Raw genomic sequence first — 18852 nt, forward strand, 5'->3', positions numbered from 1 at the left:
TTTTTCGATATCGTAATTTTAGAAAGCACTTATGACCCCTTAACCAAATATTGGTGTTCGCTGAGTTTAAAATAATTTAGCAAGTCAACGGCAAAGCTGCTCTCGTCGTTAAAACCTATTATTGGGTTTGGTTGCTGCATGCATTGAGAAAAACTGGGGAGTGTTTGTATTGACTGGTAGTCCACCATTTTGAAGCCCATTTGCCAATCTGGAAATGCTCTGAGCTTAATGTTTTTGCGACTGATACGATTAATTCGGCTATGACGTTCATCTGCAAGTATCTTGTTATAGAGAATATCTACTTGTTTTTCTTCTCCTTCAAGTGCTTGAATAAAAGTCCCTTTATTATCATAAAGCAATAAGCCAGTCACGCCCATACTTGCATTATTGCCTCTAGCTTGTTCTAACAGCCCAAATAACTCAGGCTCAGAAAAGTGCCACTTAGCTCGACTAACATAAACCAATTCAATCAATATACGCCTCCAACTTGCCCAGATCATGAAATGAACCAATGTCCTTTGGCGCTGGGCTACACCAATTATTAAATCGTTTCTACCCACCTCAGTTAAGTCTAATACAAAAGCAAAAATAATCCCAAAATCGGCAAAAATAAAATTCAACAGCACTAATACAGCACGACTGTTCAGTACTTTTTCTTAGCCGAGATTACAGTGTAAAAATAGTGTTTTAAGTACATATTCGCATTTATGCTAAAAACAATATTATTCAACAGACACATCAGTAAATAAGAGGGAAATCTTTTGAAACCAGAATTCAATAACTCATTGTGAAGTATGTAAGATACTCAAAGCAAAGAAAGACCCACATGTGCCGCTAACCAATGATAATATTTTGAGTAAGATTGAACTAAAAGCAATGAATCTCTGGCTACAAAAGTAAAAATTTCACTTAAATAACATAAAAAACCAATATTTTTACATTCATTTACATTTGAGTTGTAAACAATTCAATACGTATAAGTTCCTAATTTAGGTGAATTTATTGCTTCAAAGTTTGCCCTGCAATCTGGTCTGACCATGGTTAAACTTTAATCCAGCTATTGATCTAATGTGTATCTCAGATTATTCCTAGATTACTCATTTACGGGTAACAACAAGGATACAACATGAACAACATAAAAATGACCACGATCACATTGGCGGTTTTAGGAACGCTTTCTTCGCCGCTGTTAATGGCAAAACCATCTTCAACTCCAGACATGGATATAAATATTGTTGGTGGTTCAGAAACGCAACCAAATTCGAGGTCTTACCAAGTTGCTCTGCTTATGAATGGTCGTCAAGGTTGTGGCGGTACGCTGATAAGTCAAGACTGGGTTTTAACCGCTGCACATTGCGTAGACAGTGCCTCAACAAGTAGCTTAACTGTGCGTGTTGGTGCTCATTCAATTAGTCGCAATGATGGCCAAACACTGCGCGTATCTCAGATTATTAGTCATGAGCAGTGGCGCGGTGCGAACAGTATTCGTTCAGGTTACGACATTGCTGTATTGCGCTTAGCATCTCCTGCTAATAGCCAACATACACCGGCAAAACTTCCTACTGCTGACATAGAACAACAACATGCAAGCATTGGTAATTATGTTACGGTTTCTGGTTGGGGGCTAACTTCAAACAGAGGAAGGGCAAGTGATGTACTTCGTGAAGTTGATTTACCGGTGATCAGTAACGCAAGTTGTAGCAGTCAATTAAATTTCAACATTCCAAGCTCAGTAATTTGCGGTGGTGGTCAAGGTGGCCGTTCTGCATGTAATGGCGATAGCGGCGGCCCTTATGCAGTACGCGTAGGAGCTGATTATTATAGTATTGGTACGGTTAGCTGGGGTATTGCTTGTCAAGGAGCATCTGCTTTCACTCGCACCACAAGTTACCTCGATTGGATTAAAGCGAAAACAGGCATTGGTAATACTGACCCAATTGATAGTGCACCTATTGCTGATTTTGATTATAGTGCTAATCAATTATCAGTAAGCTTTACTGACCGCTCTCGTGACGATAAAGGTGTTCAAAGTCACAGCTGGCGCTTTGGTGATAGCCAAGGTGGCACTTCATCACAAGCAAACCCAACCTATCAGTTTAGTGCTGCCGGCACTTATAATGTGCAACTTACAGTTACTGATACTAAGGGGCAAACTAACACCACTTCTAAGCAAGTTAATGTAACAGATGGTACAGACCCTGGTAATTGTTCTGGTGTTGAAACATGGAACGCAAATAAAGCCTATGCACTAAACGATGTGGTCAGTTTTAATGGTTATGAGTACAAAGCAATTTGGTGGTCTCAAGGTGCTCAACCAGATATCTATCCAAATGTATGGCAAAAAGGTGCTCGTTGTGGTGATGCGTCAACACCGGTAGCTGATTTTACTGCTGCAATAAATGGGTTAACAGTATCTTTTGATAATAGTAGTACTGGCAACATTACCGCTGTTCAATGGAATTTTGGTGATGGCAATTTAAGTAATGCATTTTCGCCTGGCCATACTTATGCCCAAGCAGGCAATTATCAAGTAATGCTATCAATTACCGACAGCAACAACCAAACAACGTCAGTGACTAAATCAGTAACGGTGACAGACACAGGCTCGGGTGATTGTAACGGTATTGGAGTATGGTCAGCACAAACGGTGTATCAAAAAGGTGACGTGGCTCAAATAGCAGGTGTTGTATATCGTGCAAATTGGTGGGTACAAGGTGAAAACCCAACAAACTCAGGTCCTTGGGGTCCTTGGGCTCGTGTTGGCACATGTCAGTAATTAAAATTTTTAATTTCTCAACCGGACTTTAAAAACAACTAAGTCCCATGTAATCTACCTTTTATATACAAATAACGGTTTGATATCATGGGACTTAATCAACAAACAGCGAGTGAACTAACCAGATTAGGCGAACGACTTAAAAAAAACCTTAATGCAATTTTTGCTGAACTTCCTGCAAGTGCAAACACAATCAATGGCCTAACGCAGTTTTTAAATTTCCATAGATCGAACAGTCAGCGTGTATTTAATGCAAAAAAATCGGCCACTGGTGAGCAGGTATTACTGCAACTTCCAGGAATTAAAGCCTTAGAAGAATTTTCACAAAAGCTCAAACCACATATCAGCGAATCCAATCTTCAACAGTTTATCCAGTCATGTCATCTATTTGCTGAAAGTATTAGCACTTATGCCAGCAGCCATGCTGATTTAAAACGGCAGTTGCAAAAGCTACATGAGCCAAATACGGATGAAATCCCCCACCAACAAGACAAACGAGCGCAGTTATATTACGCAGCAAAGTCATTGTTAGGGTTTAGCATAGATCATGTATTTTGTACCTATATACTCACACGTCAAAACCCGCAAGCCGATTATTTACAAGAAGTTGCATTGATCAGCAAAACAGGAATAAAACGCCAACGAGGGGCACCACCATTCGTACAGTTTTATACTCACCCCCACCCAAGTGATTTTATTCGCCCTAAATTACTCTCAAAGTCGAGTCAAATTAGCGCTAATGAATTTACCATTGGTATTGCAAAAGAGTACTCAACACCGGGGCTTGAGCAAGCTTATAGCAGCTACTCCCCCAGTAATTCAGGAATTGTATTTGACGAACTGCCAGACGCGCCACGTTTTGATGCCACTTTTATTTTTAATAACCCTGATGAGCTGGTAAATCCGCTCACAAATAAGAGCCAATGTAGTTCAACCAGCATTTCAATTAAGAACCCAACTAAGCGACTCACATTACTTGTGTTACTTGATAAAGCGATTGATAGAAGTAGCAACGTTAATGTGGGTTGCTACCATGGTAACCAAAAAGTTGAAGAAGGTAAGCTCAATGTCAGTGATATGTGGACTGAACGTTTGCCAGATTTTCCTGAACTAAGAGTGATAAGCTTACAGGCTCCCCAAAACTTACTGAACAAAAACAGTAAAATGCACTCTAAAGTTAAATACCTCTTGGAGTATGCTAACCTCGATGCAGAACAGTTTGTTTGCTATCTAATGGATGTTGACTTTCCTATTTGGTCTGCAACTTATAGAATTTACTTTGAACATAGCTAGGGGCTGTTGACCTTTGCTATGTGCTTTTACAGCAGTTATTCGGGTATTTTCTCAAGGCAAAACCTGCACCCATAGTTATTCTATGTAAGTCAGCTGATGACGTAGAAAAAATGCCCAATGGGCGCTTCCTAAACGGTTCAGCCAAAGGCTGCCACTACTTTGTCATTCGTAACTGACATAAACTATTATGCTGCATTACTCATTTCGCGTAATGACAGCCTTTGATTTGAACAAAATTTACATCTCAAAGATCAACAGCCTCTAGTAAAATATAGCTTTTCCTTTTGATTATTAAGCTTATATTTATAAATTTTACATTTTTAGGCTTGCGATAGAAGTGAAGTTTATATATTTTACGCCTCAGCGAGATGCACATTGCATAGCTCGTTGATTTTTTTAACGCTTAACTCAGTAAGGAATACTATGCGTTACTTATTACCTATCACAGCCTTTTTAATTCCAATCAGTATATTAACCACGAGTGCCCAAGCGAACGACAAGCAATGGTTCAATAGCGCCAGTTACGCGCATACGGAAAAAACCAGCTTTAATTCGTTGCGAGTTAATAGTGCGTACTATTTTACTCCACAACACAATACAGGGGTATGGGATGACTTTGGGTATTTAGATACAGATTCTAAGGTGTCTGTGAGTTATACAGATAATGACAATAACAATTTCTTTAGCGCTTCAGGTGAAGCGTTTTATAATAACTTTTTTGTTAGTGCCGCGGTTAGCGACCTAAGCGAAGAAGATAACCACAGTATTGGTTTTGGTTATTTGTACAATGACGCGCTAAAACTATCAATACAGAGTCGGCGTTCAGATAATCACTCAGACAAAATTTGGTATCAAGCGCAATATAATCACCAGATTAATGACTCCGACTACTTAGGTGTGACCGTAGGCATTCAAGATAACCCTGATGACTGGATGGTCTCTAGCCGTTACTTCAAAAAACTTGCCGGTGGAGCATATTTTTCTATTGATGCTTCACATTATAATTATGTTTATAGCAGCTCAGTGACTACCGTAATGGCAAATTACTATTTGAATGAAAATTTGGCTTTTGGCTTAGGGTTATTAGATTCTAGAGTACAGCTTGAAGCAAAGTACTTTATATCTGACAAGTACTTTTATCGTATCGGTTATATAGATGAAGGCAATATGGCATCCATCTCATTTAATGCCTACTTTTAATTTTTAGGTGCGCTGACGTGCTCACCGCATTCCCATAAACCAATATAACTTACCAAAATGTAAATTTTATTGGTTTTTTATTTACCAAATCATCACTAAACTTAAGCCCCTCTAACCAACAAACCCGTACAAATGTAATTAAAAATTTTACATCTATTTACCTAATGCTTGTGTATTGAGAAACTTTCTAAACACAAATGCAATAAATATAGGGTAGAATATTCAATTCTAGTGAACTCGCTAGATTAGTACTAAACACGGGAACTATAATAAAATGTTAAAAAAAACACTATTAGCAACGCTTATCTCAGCGGCTTGCATTCCAGCTCATGCACAATTAATTATTTCTGAATATGTTGAAGGCAGTAGCTACAACAAAGCAGTTGAACTTTATAACACGGGCAATGAATCCATTGATTTAGCAGGCTATGCTATTTCTTTTTACTTTAATGGCAAAAGCGATGCGGGTCGTACAATTACATTAGATGGCACCTTAGCAAGTAAAACAACTTATGTTGTTGCTCATTCAAGTGCAAATGAAACACTAACCAATAAAGCACAATTATTATCTGGTGGAAGTTGGTTCAATGGCGATGATGCCGTTGCATTGCTAAAAGCTGACAATATTGTCGACAGCTTAGGTCAGATTGGTGTTGACCCAGGTGCTAGTTGGTCAGACGATGAAGCTAATACTAAAGATAAAAGCTTAGTTCGCAAACCAGAATTTTTAATTGGCGATACCAATGGCAGCGATGAGTTTTTACCATCAACTCAATGGCTAGCTAATGCAAAAGATGACTTTTCAAATATAGGTGTACACTCAAACGAACTGCCACCAGAACCTGAAGACTTAGTCTGCGATTTAAACAATGTCTTGATAAACCAAGTTCAAGGCACAACTAATGAAAGCCCCCTTAAAGGTCAAACTGTAGAGCTACAAGGGGTTGTGACCGCTGCTTTGCAGGGTGATGAACAATTGAAAGGTTTTTTCTTGCAAGAAGAATTAGCTGACCAAGATAATGAGGTACTCTCTTCAGAAGGCATATTTGTTTACTACACTGGCACAGTGGTGAATAACGGTGACATAGTAAAAGTACTTGGTAAAGTAGAAGAAAAATACGGTCAAACTCAATTGAGTTCAGTAACCACACTTAAAGTGTGTGGTACTAATGCATCAGTACCAACAACAACTATTACATTACCCTATGATAGTGGCCTTGAAGCAGTTGAAGGTATGCTGGTGGAAATTAGCAATGAGTTAGTTGTTAATGATACATATGGTTTAAAAAGATATGGTGAAGTGCGCTTGGCGACTGAACGCTTGTTTCAAGCGACTCAAATTACATTACCTGGTGATGCTGCTAACGCAGTAGAAGTACAAAATAAGTCGAAAGAGATATTGTTAGATGATGGTTCAACAGCGCAAAACCCTGATGTGATCCCCTATCCAAACCCTGAACTAGATGCCTACAATACTTTACGTTTAGGTGATAAAGTAACGAATGTGCAAGGTGTCTTAGGTTATGGCTTTGGTCAATATCGGGTCCAACCAACGTCACAACCTAACTTTATTTCAGCCAACCCGCGTACCGATGCACCTGAAGTTACCACGAGAGGTGACTTACGTATAGCAAGCTTTAACGTGCTAAATTACTTCAACGGTGATGGCCAAGGTGCAGGCTTCCCTACACCTCGTGGTGCAGATAAAGCAGAAGAATTTGAGCGTCAAAAAGCTAAAACGGTTTCAGCAATGTTGAAACTTGATGCTGATTTATTTGGTATCTTAGAAATGGAAAACGACGGTTTTGGTGAGCTAAGTGCATTGGCTGATTTAACCGCAGCGCTTAATGCACAGGACTCAGAAAACACCTATGCTTATGTTGATCTGGGCACGGATAAAGTAGGTGGCGATGCTATCATGTCTGCGATTATTTATCGTAGCAATAAAGTAAAAGAAGTAGGCACTGCGGCATTTACAGAAGCAGTACCATTTGATTATGGTAATCGTCCGCCGGTCATACAAACCTTTACTGATTTACAAAATGAAGAAACCTTTAATTTGGTGGTTGCACACTTGCGCTCAAAAGGTAGCTGCTCTAAAGCACAAGGTTTAGACCAAGATCAAAGTGATGGTCAAGGATGTTGGAACCAAACTCGCGTAAACGCGGTAGAAGTATTATCTAACTGGCTAACAACCTCACCTACGGGCCAAGACGACCCAGATACAATCATTCTTGGTGATATGAATGCCTATGGTCAAGAAGACCCTATTCGCACTTATGTGGCCCAAGGTTATCAAGATATTAAAAAGCAGCTTCATCAAACCAATACAGATTACTCGTATGTTTATCAAGGCCGTATAGGCAGTTTAGACCATGCTTTTGCCAGTGAAACTATGATGGAGAAAGTGGTCGATATTGTCGATTGGCATATCAACGCAGATGAACCTGTAGCGCTTGATTACAATACTGAATATAAATCTGATAAACACAAAACCAGTTTGTATGCAGAGCATGCTTATCGAGCTTCAGATCATGACCCTATAATCATCGAGTTGAAAACTAAAACAAAGCAGGAAGTTATTGAAGGTGAATTTACTAATTTATCTGGATGGTTTTGGTGGCAACGTTTTTCTATTGAACTACCTGAAGGGTATAAAAACCTTGAAGTAAGCATTAGTGGCGATGGCGAAGCAGACCTGTATGTTCGTCACAATAAGAAAACACACTACTTCAAATATGATTGTCGTCCATACCTTTGGGGAAGTGAAGAGCAATGTTCATTAGATAACCCTGAAGCGGGTGTATGGCACTTTGGTTTAAGAGGTATTTTCCCTTACGCGAATGTAACACTTAAGTACAAAGCAACGAAGTAAATACTATAAGTGACTAATAACCGCCAGCACACGCTGGCGGTTATTTTACTACCCATACAAGTTTAACGTTTCTAAAAATTACAACGTAAGATGGTGTTAATTTTATCTACTTGTTCGCATTTAAGCTCATTCAATCAAAGTGAATATAGGTATAACACAGACCTAATAAAGGCGAGTTTGGTTAAAAGTGGTAGAAAGTAAGTATTGCATAAACCAATGCACAATATGTGAATTGTTAAGAGCAGCACCTGAGCAGTAAAGGCTTAAATCCACTATTGATAGTCAAGTAGGCCTAAACTAGTCATACTTAATTACTCTATATAATTTATTTCACCATGCATATAGTCAATGGCGGGGCCAATTAACATCACCCTTTCATCTTTAACGTTACATAAAATAGTTCCGCCGCGATGCGAAATTTGTGAGGCACATAACTGCGTTTTATCAAGCGTACGAGCCCAGTAAGGTGCTAATTCACAATGAGCTGAGCCTGTCACTGGGTCTTCATCAACTTTAAGTTTAGGGAAAAAACAACGACTAACAAAGTCCATATTGTCACCTTTTGCAGTCACAACCACCCCGCGTAGCTCTAATTCACGCCAAGCATTATAATCAGGTTCAAGAGCTTTGAGTTGAGCCTCATTTTTGAGCACAACAACATAATCAAACGCGGCAAGCACTTGCACTGGTTCTATATCGCCTAACCCACGTAGCAGTGCAAGCGGTACGGGCACTTCTTCCAAAACAGAGGCTGGAAAATCCATGCTATAGCCTTGTGTGGTTTTACTGACCTCCAACATGCCACTTTTAGTGTGAAAAGATATGCTTTTTTCATCATAGCCTAAGTGTTGATAGAGCACATGGGCGGTGGCAAGTGTTGCATGGCCACATAAATCAACTTCCTCTTTGGGAGTAAACCAACGTAACTCGTACCCTGTGTTAGCTTTTACGAAAAAAGCAGTTTCTGAGAGGTTATTTTCTTGAGCAATTTTTTGCATGAGCGTGTCATCAAGCCAGTCATCTAGTGGTATGACTGCAGCGGGATTGCCTTTGAATAAATCACTGGCAAAAGCATCAACTTGATAAATTGGTAATTTCATAACACATCCTGATCAAAAAAAGCAAAACAACACTTTAGACCTAAGTAAGTATTCATATCAATAGGCAGAACAGATAATGTATTAAAAAGAGTTATATAAACAGGAAAGTTGCACTGGTGAACAAAGGTCAAACTTGATAATGAAGCTAATGATTGTTGCCCGCCAATTTGATAGCGGGCAATTTTAAAACAAAGTTTATTTATCTAAGCCTAAGCTTTTGCCTTTATTTTGCTTTCGTACATTGGCTATACGAGAGCGATTTTTAGCCCTTGCTTCACCACTGGCCTGATTGCTAGGGCGGTTGCTTCGTGGCTGGCGACGTTGATGTGCCGGTTTTTTAGTCAACTTTTTAATCAAAGACTCTCGATTACTAACTTCATAGCCAGGTAAATAGTAGCGTTTAATGTGTTGCTCAATCAACTGCTCAATATGTACCAGCACTTGCTCTTCCTCACGAGATACAAATGAAATCGCTTGTCCTTGATTACCTGCTCGACCGGTGCGGCCAATACGGTGAACATAATCTTCAGCAAGATAAGGTAAGTCATAATTTACGACTCGTGGTAAGCCTTCAATATCAATACCTCGAGCAGCCACCTCGGTTGCCACTAACACTCGGTATTTACCTTCTTTAAACTCTCGTAAAGCCCTGCGACGTGCGCCTTGCTTTTTATCTCCATGGCATACAATAGCAGGTATGCCATCTAAATTTAGCTCTTCCACTAGCCCATCGGCAACATCTTTCATGTTGACAAAAACAAGGACTTGTTGCCAATTTTTCTTACCAATCAATTCAGACAGCAATTCTCTTTTTCTGCTTTGTTCTACAGGGTATACAACATGGCGAACTGTTTCAGCGGTTGTGTTCTCAGGTGTTACTTGTACATATTTAGGATGACGTAATACTTGCGCAGCAAACTGTTTCATTGCTGAAGGGAAAGTGGCAGAAAATAATAGTAATTGGCGATGCTCATCCGCAAGCTCGATCACTTGTTGCATATCATTAATAAAGCCCATGTCTAGCATGCGATCTGCTTCATCAAGTACCAAGTGGGTAACTTTCGCTAAACTTAAATTGCCCAAGCGTATTTGGTCTAGTAGTCGTCCCGGTGTGGCAACAATTATATCACTGCCTTTAGAGAGCTGTTGCGCTTGTCCCTCAGTGCTCACGCCACCAAATAGTGCAACGGTTTTAAGCGACGTGTGTTTACAAAATGCATCGCAATTTTTCGCTATTTGCTCCGCTAATTCTCGCGTTGGTGCAACAATAAGCGCTCGTGGTTGAGGTCCACCCTCTCCTTCGAGTAATTTTTGTAAGATAGGTAGTGCAAACGCTGCTGTTTTACCAGTTCCCGTTTGAGCTGTTGCCAATACATCATGCCCTTTGCGCACAACAGGTATAGCGGCTTGCTGTATTGGGGTTAAGGTATGGAAATTTAATTCCTCTAATGCTTGTAGCAGCAAAGGTGAAAAGCTAAAAGATTTAAAATTCATGGTAAAAACCTGCGACCAATACTTAAGGGCCGCAGATTATACGTTATTTGTGCAAGCCTAACAAAGTTTTAATCGTGTTTCGTCAATAACCCGAGCTTTTGAGCCAACAATGTCAACTTCGTTAAGTTGGTTGATCAGTTTAATACCCTGTTGTTGTTGCGCGTCTTCTAGCGGTAAGTATGGTAAGCGAAACACGGGTTTTACGGCGCCAGTCATGATTAAAGCAGTATTAATCGCGATGGGATTGGGTTCGCTAAATAACCATTGCATGAGTGGTTGTAACTGCTGATTCAACTCATTATTTTCAGTATCCATTAATTGACGGAACAATCCTGGAATTAAGTTTGAAGTGACTGAAATAACACCATGTGATTGATAATGATGGCGGCTATCATGTGCTTCATCATCATTACCTGACCAGCAAGCAATTTCTTTAGCTTCATAATGAGCAATTCGCTCATTGCCTGCACACTCTTTTACACCAATAAAGTTATTATGTTTAGATAATGGCTCTATAATGTCGGGAGTTAGGTCTTGTCCCGTTCTACCGGGTACGTTATAGATAAACGCAGGGCCTATATCTAGTAAACGTTCAAAATGCGTCATCACACCTTTGATTGATGTTCTGCCGTAATATGGATTTATTTGCAAAGCAGCATCCATTCCTGATGCAAACCCATATTCGGTAGCCTTAACTGCTTCGCGGGTGTTATTACTTCCAGTATTACCAACAATCAATAATTTATCTGAGAATGTGTTTACGCTATGCGCGATGAGCATTAAATGCTCCTCCCAGTTCATTAGTTGACCTTCGCCCGTTGTGCCACCAACAATGATACCTTCAACTCCACCAGCTATTTGTTGCTTAACTAAATCATCATAAGCATTTAGGTCAATTTCTCCATTTTCAGTGTACGGAGTTTTAATTGCCGTGATTAAGCTCGCTTGTTTTATCGTTTGAATTGTTCGCATCGTATTCTAATTTTGCAGTTTTGACTTTGCGCACTGTTTTACCATAAATAGACATATTATCCGAGTAGCAAAGTATTAAATTTGGCAAAAACAGCACAATTATTTAAATAACCTTAGCTCTTGGTAAGATGAATTTGCCCAATAAAGTTATTTCGACCATTATCTGCGTTACTTTCACTTGTAATAGTCGGTTATTACATGTGAAAGTAACGTGATGTTGAGCTAAATCGCGTTATTGGATGATGAATGTTCAGCGCTTTTGGATGTTTACTATTTCCAAACTCTTACCCAAATTTGCGGTTAAAGATAACTTAGCATTGTCGTAATTTAATTTTGTTATTTTAGAGACTACAAAAATACATCCATATTGCTTGAAACTAAAAGTAATATCAGCCACAATGATTTTACTGTACATTTATCCAGTAAAAATAATGAGCTTACTTAATCATCTAAATACACATTTTTACCGTACTGAAGAGCTTTGCCATGGCTTAAAAATAAGTGCTGAGCAATTATATGATTGGCAACAAACCGGGTTGTTCCCTAAACCCAGTTATAGTATTCAAAACCAAATAAAGTGCAGTTCTTTTCTTGGCTTGTACGAATGTGAAGAGTTTACAGATTATTACCCTAGAGGGTGTACGCAGTGGGGCTTAGATTTAATAAAACACAAAATATCAAGTTCTGCGCAAGCCTATGAACTTTTTTATCAACACTACACGCAGAGTTTAAGTAAATGCCAACAACAGGGGTTTGAATGTCACGACGAATGCTTTAGTGATGATTTATGTGAACAAATTCAAACAGCGTGGCAACAATATTTGTGTAGTAAGTATGGTGTGCTAAGCCAAAATGGTTTAATTGAAGAGCTGGTTCACATTGAGCTAGGGCGCGTTATTGTCGATGAAATAACAGAAGGAAGAAGCTCACCGAGTGTAAGCATTGAACAACGGCCTCGCTTATTACAAGCAATTAAATTACTTAATCGTGCTTTTAGTCACCCAGCAAAACATGAACACAACCATTCTTTGCGTGAGCGTTACATTGATGCATTAATTAGCAAGTATGACCTTTCTATCAAATAGTCCATTTATAGGTTTATCTAGTATTAAGAATAAGCTTATTAACTGGCACTAGGTTTTTTTATTGCTGCATTATCATCTGGGCTGCACACAATAACTGGCCCACTTAATAATATCTGAGCATTAATCGCACATGCTGCGGCTACGTTATTTAACAGAAAACTACAGTCCACAAAACTAAACATTTCATCTTCGTAGTACTTTCATTGCCAATTCATTGTTCAATGAAAATACGCAAAAGTCTTAGATAAAGCAAAATCAGCTACATAAATTACTAAACAGTAAATATCTTTAATAAAAACAACAGTTTCTGTCGCATGTTATGTTTTCATGATTTCGCTCAGCGGAACACTAAAATGCTTTATCTTAGTTATATTGCTATTGATGCTCTTGCTCAAAATGCGCACGCATGACTTCAAAAGCCTTCAGTACATCAAGTTGAGACTTGCATAAGCCATCATACCAATTATCAAATCGTTCATCGTCTTCTTGTTCACTTAGTGCCTGATATTGAGCCAGAAGCTCAATAATATCAGTATGTGTACAAGCCATACTATCAAGCTTTTCACTTAAAGCTGAGTGATCTTTATTTTTTAATGTTGCAATGACGCTATTATCTAGTTGTAGGTTTTGTTCCGTCATAGCGGCTCCTTCTTAAACATTACCCTTTCCTTTATATCAGGCTGAACACGAATAGCTAGCCCTGTTATACATAGTTGCATAATATTCAAACTGATTAAGGAAATAATTCATAATATGGACTCAAATTTAAGCAATATCATTGAGCAAGCGCTTAGTTTCCAAACAGCAAATCCCAAATGCTCGGAGGCTCATGCAATTTATGGTATTGCTTTCGTAATTTGTCGACTTCTAAAAGCTTAGTTTTTGCATCGGCTAATTTTCCTTCATTAGCTAACAATTTACTATCGTTGACTATTCTAAGTACCTTATCTAGTCCTGCTTGCGATTTATCATGTAGCTGCGCATTAAACTGATGTTGTTTACTTACTAATAGGTGATCAGTCAGTAATTTAATACTGCTTAATAGCTGTTGCTGTGACTCGCTTTTCATTGCTTGCTTATAGGCATGGCCCATGTTTTTCATTGTCACTTCTAACTTACTGCTTTGCTGAGCAAATAACTGTGTACTCAGGCTTAGTAAAACGAGTAATAGAAAATTGTACATACATCCTCCTAAAAATTGCGAGCATTATAATGTGCTTTTTAATACCAGCAAAGTAATGTAAAAAACTAGCATGAAGTTACACAAGTACTTTTAGGTTTTTGTGCCATAATAGTTACTTAACAAAAGATAAGGAGGTAAGTGTTGCTAAAAAACTTTGCATTTATTGTACTTTTATTGCTCTTAGCATTGCCTAGCAAGGCACAGCAGGTAAAAGTGACATTTGTAAACCCAGGCTTTGCACAAGAAAACCCTACCGGTAATTTTTGGTTTAATGTGTCTTCACTAATGGATGCCGCGGCAGATGATCTAAATATTGAATTAACAACCGTGTATGCTCAGCGCAATCATATACGTATGAAAAACCTGATTGATCAAGTTTTAACGCGCAAAGATCATTACATCATTTTAGTTGATGAAAAATCAGCAGCAGCTCAGGCATTGCTCACATCAAAGCATATACACAATAAAGTTTTATTTCTTCTTAATAAACCTAGCAAGCAAGAAGTACTGCGTTTAAAAGCTCGGGGAATGGGAATATTAGGAAGCATAGTGCCAGACAACTTTCAAGCTGGTCGGGTACTTATTCAAGAATTAGAAAATCTTATTATAAAATCTGCAAAAAACCCAACTATTAACACTTTGGCATTGCTTGGTGACTTAGCAACAGATGCCGCCAGATTACGAGAACAAGGCTTACTGAGCCACAGTAACCGCTCTTACTATTTAAAGTTATTACAAAGAGTTAATGCTGGTTGGTCAGAGCAAGAAGCTTATAGCATTACTAAAGGGCTATTGAAACGCTTTGAAAATACTAAATTAATATGGGCTGCAAACGATGCAATGGCGGTAGGTGCATCCCGTGCAGCAGAGGAGCTATCGGTCCGCCAAAACATAAAAATTGGGGGAATAAACTGGGACAAAAATCAACATCAGTTATTGGATGTTTCGGTGGGTGGCCATGTAACTTTAGGCGCGCTAGCTATTGTTAAAATTGCTGATTTTGCCGCCGATAATCGCAATGCCATTGGCGATCTAACTCTGCCGATTTTTAAAGCTTACCAACCTAAATATGCGCCTTTATATCAAGCAATACACGGTAATAATGTAGCTCAAATCGACTTTCGCTATTTTTCCGTTGCACATGCAACTCCAACAGCAAAGCCATTTACCCTTGATAATATGACAGCGCTGGTCAAATAATTTTTAATACCTAAATAAGCAATAAAATAGAATAATAAAGTGAATTTTAAGAATATATTAAATAATTAATATTTTTTTGTGTTTATTTATGAAAATATTATTCTCGCCTTTTATTTTGCTCAAAAAACAGACTGTTGACATGGAACTATTTACCTGTTTTATTTACAGGGGTTAACAACATGTAATAAAGGTAATTAAAAATGAAAAATATAGTTTCTAAAAGCGTAAAACTTTCAATTCTGTCAGTTTGTGTAGGTGCAGCACTAAGTGCAAGCCACGTTGCAGCAAGTGAGGAACAACGTGTAATAGTAACACTTAAAGATAATGTAATTAATACATTGCCATTATCTGTGAGCAACTCTGATGCTTCTAACTACAAGCAACAAGCACTTAACTCGTTTGCTCATCAGCTTAATGTAGAGCCAATGACAGCGCTGCCAAGTGTTAATGCAGTCGTTATGAATGTAACATCTGAAAAACTAGCAGAGCTTAAATCAAACCCGCAAGTTGCCAACGTTGAGGTAGATCCTAAACGTTTTTTAATGGCTGAATCAACACCTTACGGGATCAACATGGTTCAAGCGAACCAAATAGCAGATACCATGAGTGGTAACCGTAAAGTATGTATTATGGATACTGGGTATACTTTGAATCACCCAGATTTACCAAGTACTGGAATCACAGGTAATGATGGGCATGGTTCAAATAATACAGGCAATTGGTATAACGATGGAAACGGCCACGGTACACACGTCGCTGGTACAATTGCTGCGATTGGCGGTAACGGTCAAGGGGTTGTAGGCGTTAATCCGTCTGGGCAACTTGGTTTGCACATTGTAAAAGTATTTAATGATCAAGGTAGATGGGCTTATGGCTCTGATTTGATTAAAGCTATCGAACAATGTGAATCTGCTGGTGCAAACATCACGAGTATGAGTTTAGGCGGTGGCAATAGCTCAACAGCAGAACGTAATGCATTTGAGCAAAGTTATAGCCGTGGCGTATTACATATTGCTGCAGCTGGTAATAGTGGTAACAGCACCCTAAGCTATCCTGCTTCTTACAATGCGGTTGTGTCTGTAGCTGCGGTTGACAGCTCAGAAAATAAAGCATCTTTTTCTCAGTACAATAACCAAGTTGAAATTGCCGCACCTGGTGTTGGTGTAAATTCAACATGGAATAATAACGCTTACAAGTCAATTAGCGGTACATCAATGGCAACACCTCATGTATCTGGTGTTGCAGCACTCGTGTGGAGTCACTTCACCAACTGTACTAATGATGAAATCCGTAGCGTCTTAAATAACACAGCGAAAGATAAAGGTGCAGCAGGTCGTGATACTTCTTATGGTTACGGTATTGTACAAGCTAAAGCAGCCTATGATTATATTGCGCAAAACGGTTGTGGCGACCCTGTAACTGGCCCTGTTGCTAACTTTAACTTTAGCGTTAATGGTAAAGATGTGAAATTCTCTAACTCATCTAAAGACGCGCGTAGTTATGCTTGGCAGTTTGGTGATGGAGGAAGTAGTACAGTAACATCACCATCGCATACCTATGCAAGTGCTGGTACATATCAAGTGACATTAACGGCTTCTGATGGCAATAAATCAAACTCAGTTACTAAATCAATAACTATCCAAGGTGATGACCCAATTGGATGTGGTGGCATTGCCGCGTGGTCTGCTTCTAAAACATACCAAATTGGTAATAATGTGTCATATAAGAACTATAAGTACGAAGCCATTTGGTGGTCTCGTCAAGCACAACCAGACATCTTTAGTAATGTTTGGAAACGTGTAGGATCTTGTAACTAAGCTATTTTTAGCGCCCACTTTTGGTGGGCGCTTTCAATACACCAAAACTACACTGCTTATCAAAATTAACATAATTGCTGCGCTTTGTTTTACACTTATTTGCTCTTTGAAAAATAACATACCTACCAGCAATGCACTTAGAATTCCTACCGCACGCTTTAATCCTTCAACTACCCCAGGTTGTAGCAACTCTATTGCCATAAATTGAAAAATGACAGCACCCGAAAAACATAAAGTCGCAAACAACCACCACAGAGGAAACTTTTTTAAAATATTAAACTTTATTTTTACCCCAAGCATTGTTGGAATGGTAAATAAAATAATAATAGTGATATAGATTGCGTGAAACTCTTTAGGTCCGTATTGTAATGCAAATTTGTCGAGTACAATGCAGCATCCCCAACAGCATGCAGCTAGCAATCCTTGCCAAACACCAGCTTCTTGGGTTTTAAGACGCCCACCTAGTACCCAAAAGGAACCTAAAGTAATACCTAAAATTGCAATAATTTGTATAGAATTCAAAGGGTCTTTTAACCATAGCCAAGCAAGTAAGGCTGAACAAACAGGCGTGAATGACAACATAGGTAAAACAATAGCCATTTTACCTAACGCCAAAGCTCGGATAAACGACACACTACCAAACGCAGCAAGTAATCCACTAACCGTTGCACTTAAATAGTAATCATTAGTTGGCAATGTTGCACCACTGAAGATCCATAAAACCAAGAATATGGGTAACACCAGCGAGCTAAACATAATCGACATTTTAGGGGCACTGAATGACTGAGCTAGTTGTTTACGACATAGGTCAAACCCAGCCCAACACAGCGCACTTATTAATGCATAAATCATATTAGCCTCTATTTTGCGCTAAAGTGGCGTTTGTGTGTTCAAGCATATATTGATTTATTTTCACATGATCAGGTTTCCAACCGAGTAAAAAACGATGGAAGTCAGCCCAAACAACAGGCCATAGTGCTCGCCAACTGTTAATCACATTTATTACATAATCTGTAGAATGATTAATTCTTAAGTGCGCATTTAACTGTTTAAGATAATATTCTAATAACCTATCAGCATGATTAAATAATGATGTTTCGTCAAACACACTGGTAAAATACAACATCACGTCCTGCACACCAACTCCACCACCAACATATTGAAAATCGTAACCTATAACATTTAAATAATTATCTAGGGCAAAGTTTGCGACTTTAGCATCACCATGTATGACACACCTATAAGGGCAGTGTGTTACTAAATCGTCAATATATTGTGCCTGGTTTTTGAGTCCATGATGATGCATTCTTTGCCACTCATCAGGGCGTGTAGCTAAATGCCAATAGCCGCCTTGTTGCCAGCCAATCTGCTCACTTTGATTTATAAATTGACTATGAAAGCGAGCAAGCCAACTCAATATTGCATGATGTTGCTGCATTGAAACATCAGTATGTTGCACAAAACCTTGATAGCTAAAGTCTGCTAATACCAAACAGGTCGCATTGTTTTTTTGACTGGAAAATATCAACTCAGGTATTTGACACCCCGCTTTTGGATTTGTGTGAAACCATTGATAAAATGTTAACTCAATTTTGTAAGAAGTACGCTTCCTTGACAATGCAAAGTCAGACTGCTGAATATGGCGATGAACCAATTGCTCAGGCACATATGAAAACTTAACCACAACATTTTGCTCATCAAGACACATTTTACGAACTTCACCACAGCCACTCCAAAGTAAGGTGTGTTTGTCTTTATCAATGACCTCACTAAATTGTTCACTCAAAAATTGATATAACATGATGTTTTTAAAGTTAGTTATTTAATCAAAACCCTACCACGTTTCGTGCATAAAAA

At 38.7% G+C, this 18852-nt stretch carries 15 protein-coding genes; 7 read left to right on the forward strand and 8 right to left on the reverse strand.

Going from position 1 to position 18852, the window contains the following annotated elements; all coding sequences use genetic code 11:
- Positions 1–29 precede the first annotated feature (29 nt).
- Positions 30–473, reverse strand: a complete 444-nt coding sequence (locus OCI93_RS14995) for a BLUF domain-containing protein (RefSeq protein ID WP_261594958.1) — start codon at positions 471–473, stop codon at positions 30–32.
- A gap of 653 nt (positions 474–1126) precedes the next feature.
- On the opposite strand from OCI93_RS14995, the gene OCI93_RS15000 reads away from it, so the two are divergent.
- From OCI93_RS15000 to OCI93_RS15015, 4 genes are all read left to right on the forward strand, one after another.
- Positions 1127–2776 (forward strand): trypsin-like serine protease, encoded by a 1650-nt coding sequence (locus OCI93_RS15000; protein WP_261594957.1) that lies wholly within the window; start codon positions 1127–1129, stop codon positions 2774–2776.
- 87 nt (positions 2777–2863) lie between these two features.
- A complete protein-coding gene (locus OCI93_RS15005; protein WP_261594956.1) occupies positions 2864–4069 on the forward strand; it encodes a hypothetical protein in 1206 nt (401 codons plus the stop codon).
- Between the two features lie 423 nt (positions 4070–4492).
- Positions 4493–5269 carry a putative porin gene (locus OCI93_RS15010; protein WP_261626748.1) on the forward strand — a complete coding sequence of 259 codons (777 nt, stop codon included), beginning with the start codon at positions 4493–4495 and terminating at the stop codon, positions 5267–5269.
- 274 nt (positions 5270–5543) lie between these two features.
- On the forward strand, positions 5544–8144 hold the full coding sequence (locus tag OCI93_RS15015) for an ExeM/NucH family extracellular endonuclease (RefSeq protein ID WP_261626749.1): 2601 nt from the start codon (positions 5544–5546) through the stop codon (positions 8142–8144).
- A gap of 311 nt (positions 8145–8455) precedes the next feature.
- Here the strand turns inward: OCI93_RS15015 and OCI93_RS15020 are convergent, their stop codons facing one another.
- The 3 genes from OCI93_RS15020 to dapA form a co-directional block, all read right to left on the reverse strand.
- Positions 8456–9244, reverse strand: coding sequence for a PhzF family phenazine biosynthesis protein (locus tag OCI93_RS15020; RefSeq protein ID WP_261626750.1), 789 nt, complete (start codon positions 9242–9244; stop codon positions 8456–8458).
- A 195-nt stretch (positions 9245–9439) separates the two neighbouring features.
- Positions 9440–10738 (reverse strand): DEAD/DEAH box helicase, encoded by a 1299-nt coding sequence (locus OCI93_RS15025; RefSeq protein WP_261594952.1) that lies wholly within the window; start codon positions 10736–10738, stop codon positions 9440–9442.
- Positions 10739–10795: 57 nt separating this feature from the next.
- Positions 10796–11710, reverse strand: coding sequence for a 4-hydroxy-tetrahydrodipicolinate synthase (gene dapA / locus OCI93_RS15030; RefSeq protein ID WP_261594951.1), 915 nt, complete (start codon positions 11708–11710; stop codon positions 10796–10798).
- A 431-nt stretch (positions 11711–12141) separates the two neighbouring features.
- Here dapA and OCI93_RS15035 point away from each other — a divergent pair, with 431 nt between their 5' ends.
- Positions 12142–12795, forward strand: a complete 654-nt coding sequence (locus OCI93_RS15035; RefSeq protein WP_261594950.1) for a DUF6058 family natural product biosynthesis protein — start codon at positions 12142–12144, stop codon at positions 12793–12795.
- A 375-nt stretch (positions 12796–13170) separates the two neighbouring features.
- Here OCI93_RS15035 and OCI93_RS15040 read toward each other — a convergent pair whose 3' ends face one another.
- Positions 13171–13434: a hypothetical protein gene (locus OCI93_RS15040; RefSeq protein ID WP_261594949.1), complete on the reverse strand. Its 264-nt coding sequence runs from the start codon at positions 13432–13434 to the stop codon at positions 13171–13173.
- 151 nt (positions 13435–13585) lie between these two features.
- A complete protein-coding gene (locus OCI93_RS15045) occupies positions 13586–13978 on the reverse strand; it encodes a cytochrome b562 (protein ID WP_261594948.1) in 393 nt (130 codons plus the stop codon).
- 138 nt (positions 13979–14116) lie between these two features.
- Here OCI93_RS15045 and OCI93_RS15050 point away from each other — a divergent pair, with 138 nt between their 5' ends.
- The gene (locus OCI93_RS15050; RefSeq protein ID WP_261594947.1) at positions 14117–15178 is read left to right on the forward strand and encodes an ABC transporter substrate-binding protein; all 1062 of its coding nucleotides are present in this window, start codon (positions 14117–14119) and stop codon (positions 15176–15178) included.
- Between the two features lie 200 nt (positions 15179–15378).
- Positions 15379–16995 (forward strand): S8 family serine peptidase, encoded by a 1617-nt coding sequence (locus OCI93_RS15055; RefSeq protein ID WP_261594946.1) that lies wholly within the window; start codon positions 15379–15381, stop codon positions 16993–16995.
- Positions 16996–17028: 33 nt separating this feature from the next.
- Here the strand turns inward: OCI93_RS15055 and OCI93_RS15060 are convergent, their stop codons facing one another.
- Both OCI93_RS15060 and OCI93_RS15065 read right to left on the reverse strand, forming a co-directional pair.
- Positions 17029–17847 carry a DMT family transporter gene (locus OCI93_RS15060; RefSeq protein ID WP_261626751.1) on the reverse strand — a complete coding sequence of 273 codons (819 nt, stop codon included), beginning with the start codon at positions 17845–17847 and terminating at the stop codon, positions 17029–17031.
- Position 17848: 1 nt separating this feature from the next.
- Positions 17849–18796, reverse strand: a complete 948-nt coding sequence (locus tag OCI93_RS15065) for a kinase (RefSeq protein WP_261626752.1) — start codon at positions 18794–18796, stop codon at positions 17849–17851.
- Between the last annotated feature and the right edge of the window lie 56 nt (positions 18797–18852).

This window comes from Pseudoalteromonas holothuriae (assembly GCF_945859825.1).
In the GTDB taxonomy this organism is placed as follows: domain Bacteria; phylum Pseudomonadota; class Gammaproteobacteria; order Enterobacterales; family Alteromonadaceae; genus Pseudoalteromonas; species Pseudoalteromonas holothuriae.

Bases quoted from the DNA above. Each gene is read 5' to 3' on its own strand.
- OCI93_RS15000 (WP_261594957.1), top strand. From the start codon at position 1,127: ATGAACAACATAAAAATGACCACGATCACATTGGCGGTTTTAGGAACG.
- OCI93_RS15005 (WP_261594956.1), top strand. From the start codon at position 2,864: ATGGGACTTAATCAACAAACAGCGAGTGAACTAACCAGATTAGGCGAA.
- OCI93_RS15010 (WP_261626748.1), top strand. From the start codon at position 4,493: ATGCGTTACTTATTACCTATCACAGCCTTTTTAATTCCAATCAGTATA.
- OCI93_RS15015 (WP_261626749.1), top strand. From the start codon at position 5,544: ATGTTAAAAAAAACACTATTAGCAACGCTTATCTCAGCGGCTTGCATT.
- OCI93_RS15020 (WP_261626750.1), bottom strand. From the start codon at position 9,244: ATGAAATTACCAATTTATCAAGTTGATGCTTTTGCCAGTGATTTATTC.
- OCI93_RS15025 (WP_261594952.1), bottom strand. From the start codon at position 10,738: ATGAATTTTAAATCTTTTAGCTTTTCACCTTTGCTGCTACAAGCATTA.
- dapA (WP_261594951.1), bottom strand. From the start codon at position 11,710: ATGCGAACAATTCAAACGATAAAACAAGCGAGCTTAATCACGGCAATT.
- OCI93_RS15035 (WP_261594950.1), top strand. From the start codon at position 12,142: ATGAGCTTACTTAATCATCTAAATACACATTTTTACCGTACTGAAGAG.
- OCI93_RS15040 (WP_261594949.1), bottom strand. From the start codon at position 13,434: ATGACGGAACAAAACCTACAACTAGATAATAGCGTCATTGCAACATTA.
- OCI93_RS15045 (WP_261594948.1), bottom strand. From the start codon at position 13,978: ATGTACAATTTTCTATTACTCGTTTTACTAAGCCTGAGTACACAGTTA.
- OCI93_RS15055 (WP_261594946.1), top strand. From the start codon at position 15,379: ATGAAAAATATAGTTTCTAAAAGCGTAAAACTTTCAATTCTGTCAGTT.
- OCI93_RS15060 (WP_261626751.1), bottom strand. From the start codon at position 17,847: ATGATTTATGCATTAATAAGTGCGCTGTGTTGGGCTGGGTTTGACCTA.
- OCI93_RS15065 (WP_261626752.1), bottom strand. From the start codon at position 18,796: ATGTTATATCAATTTTTGAGTGAACAATTTAGTGAGGTCATTGATAAA.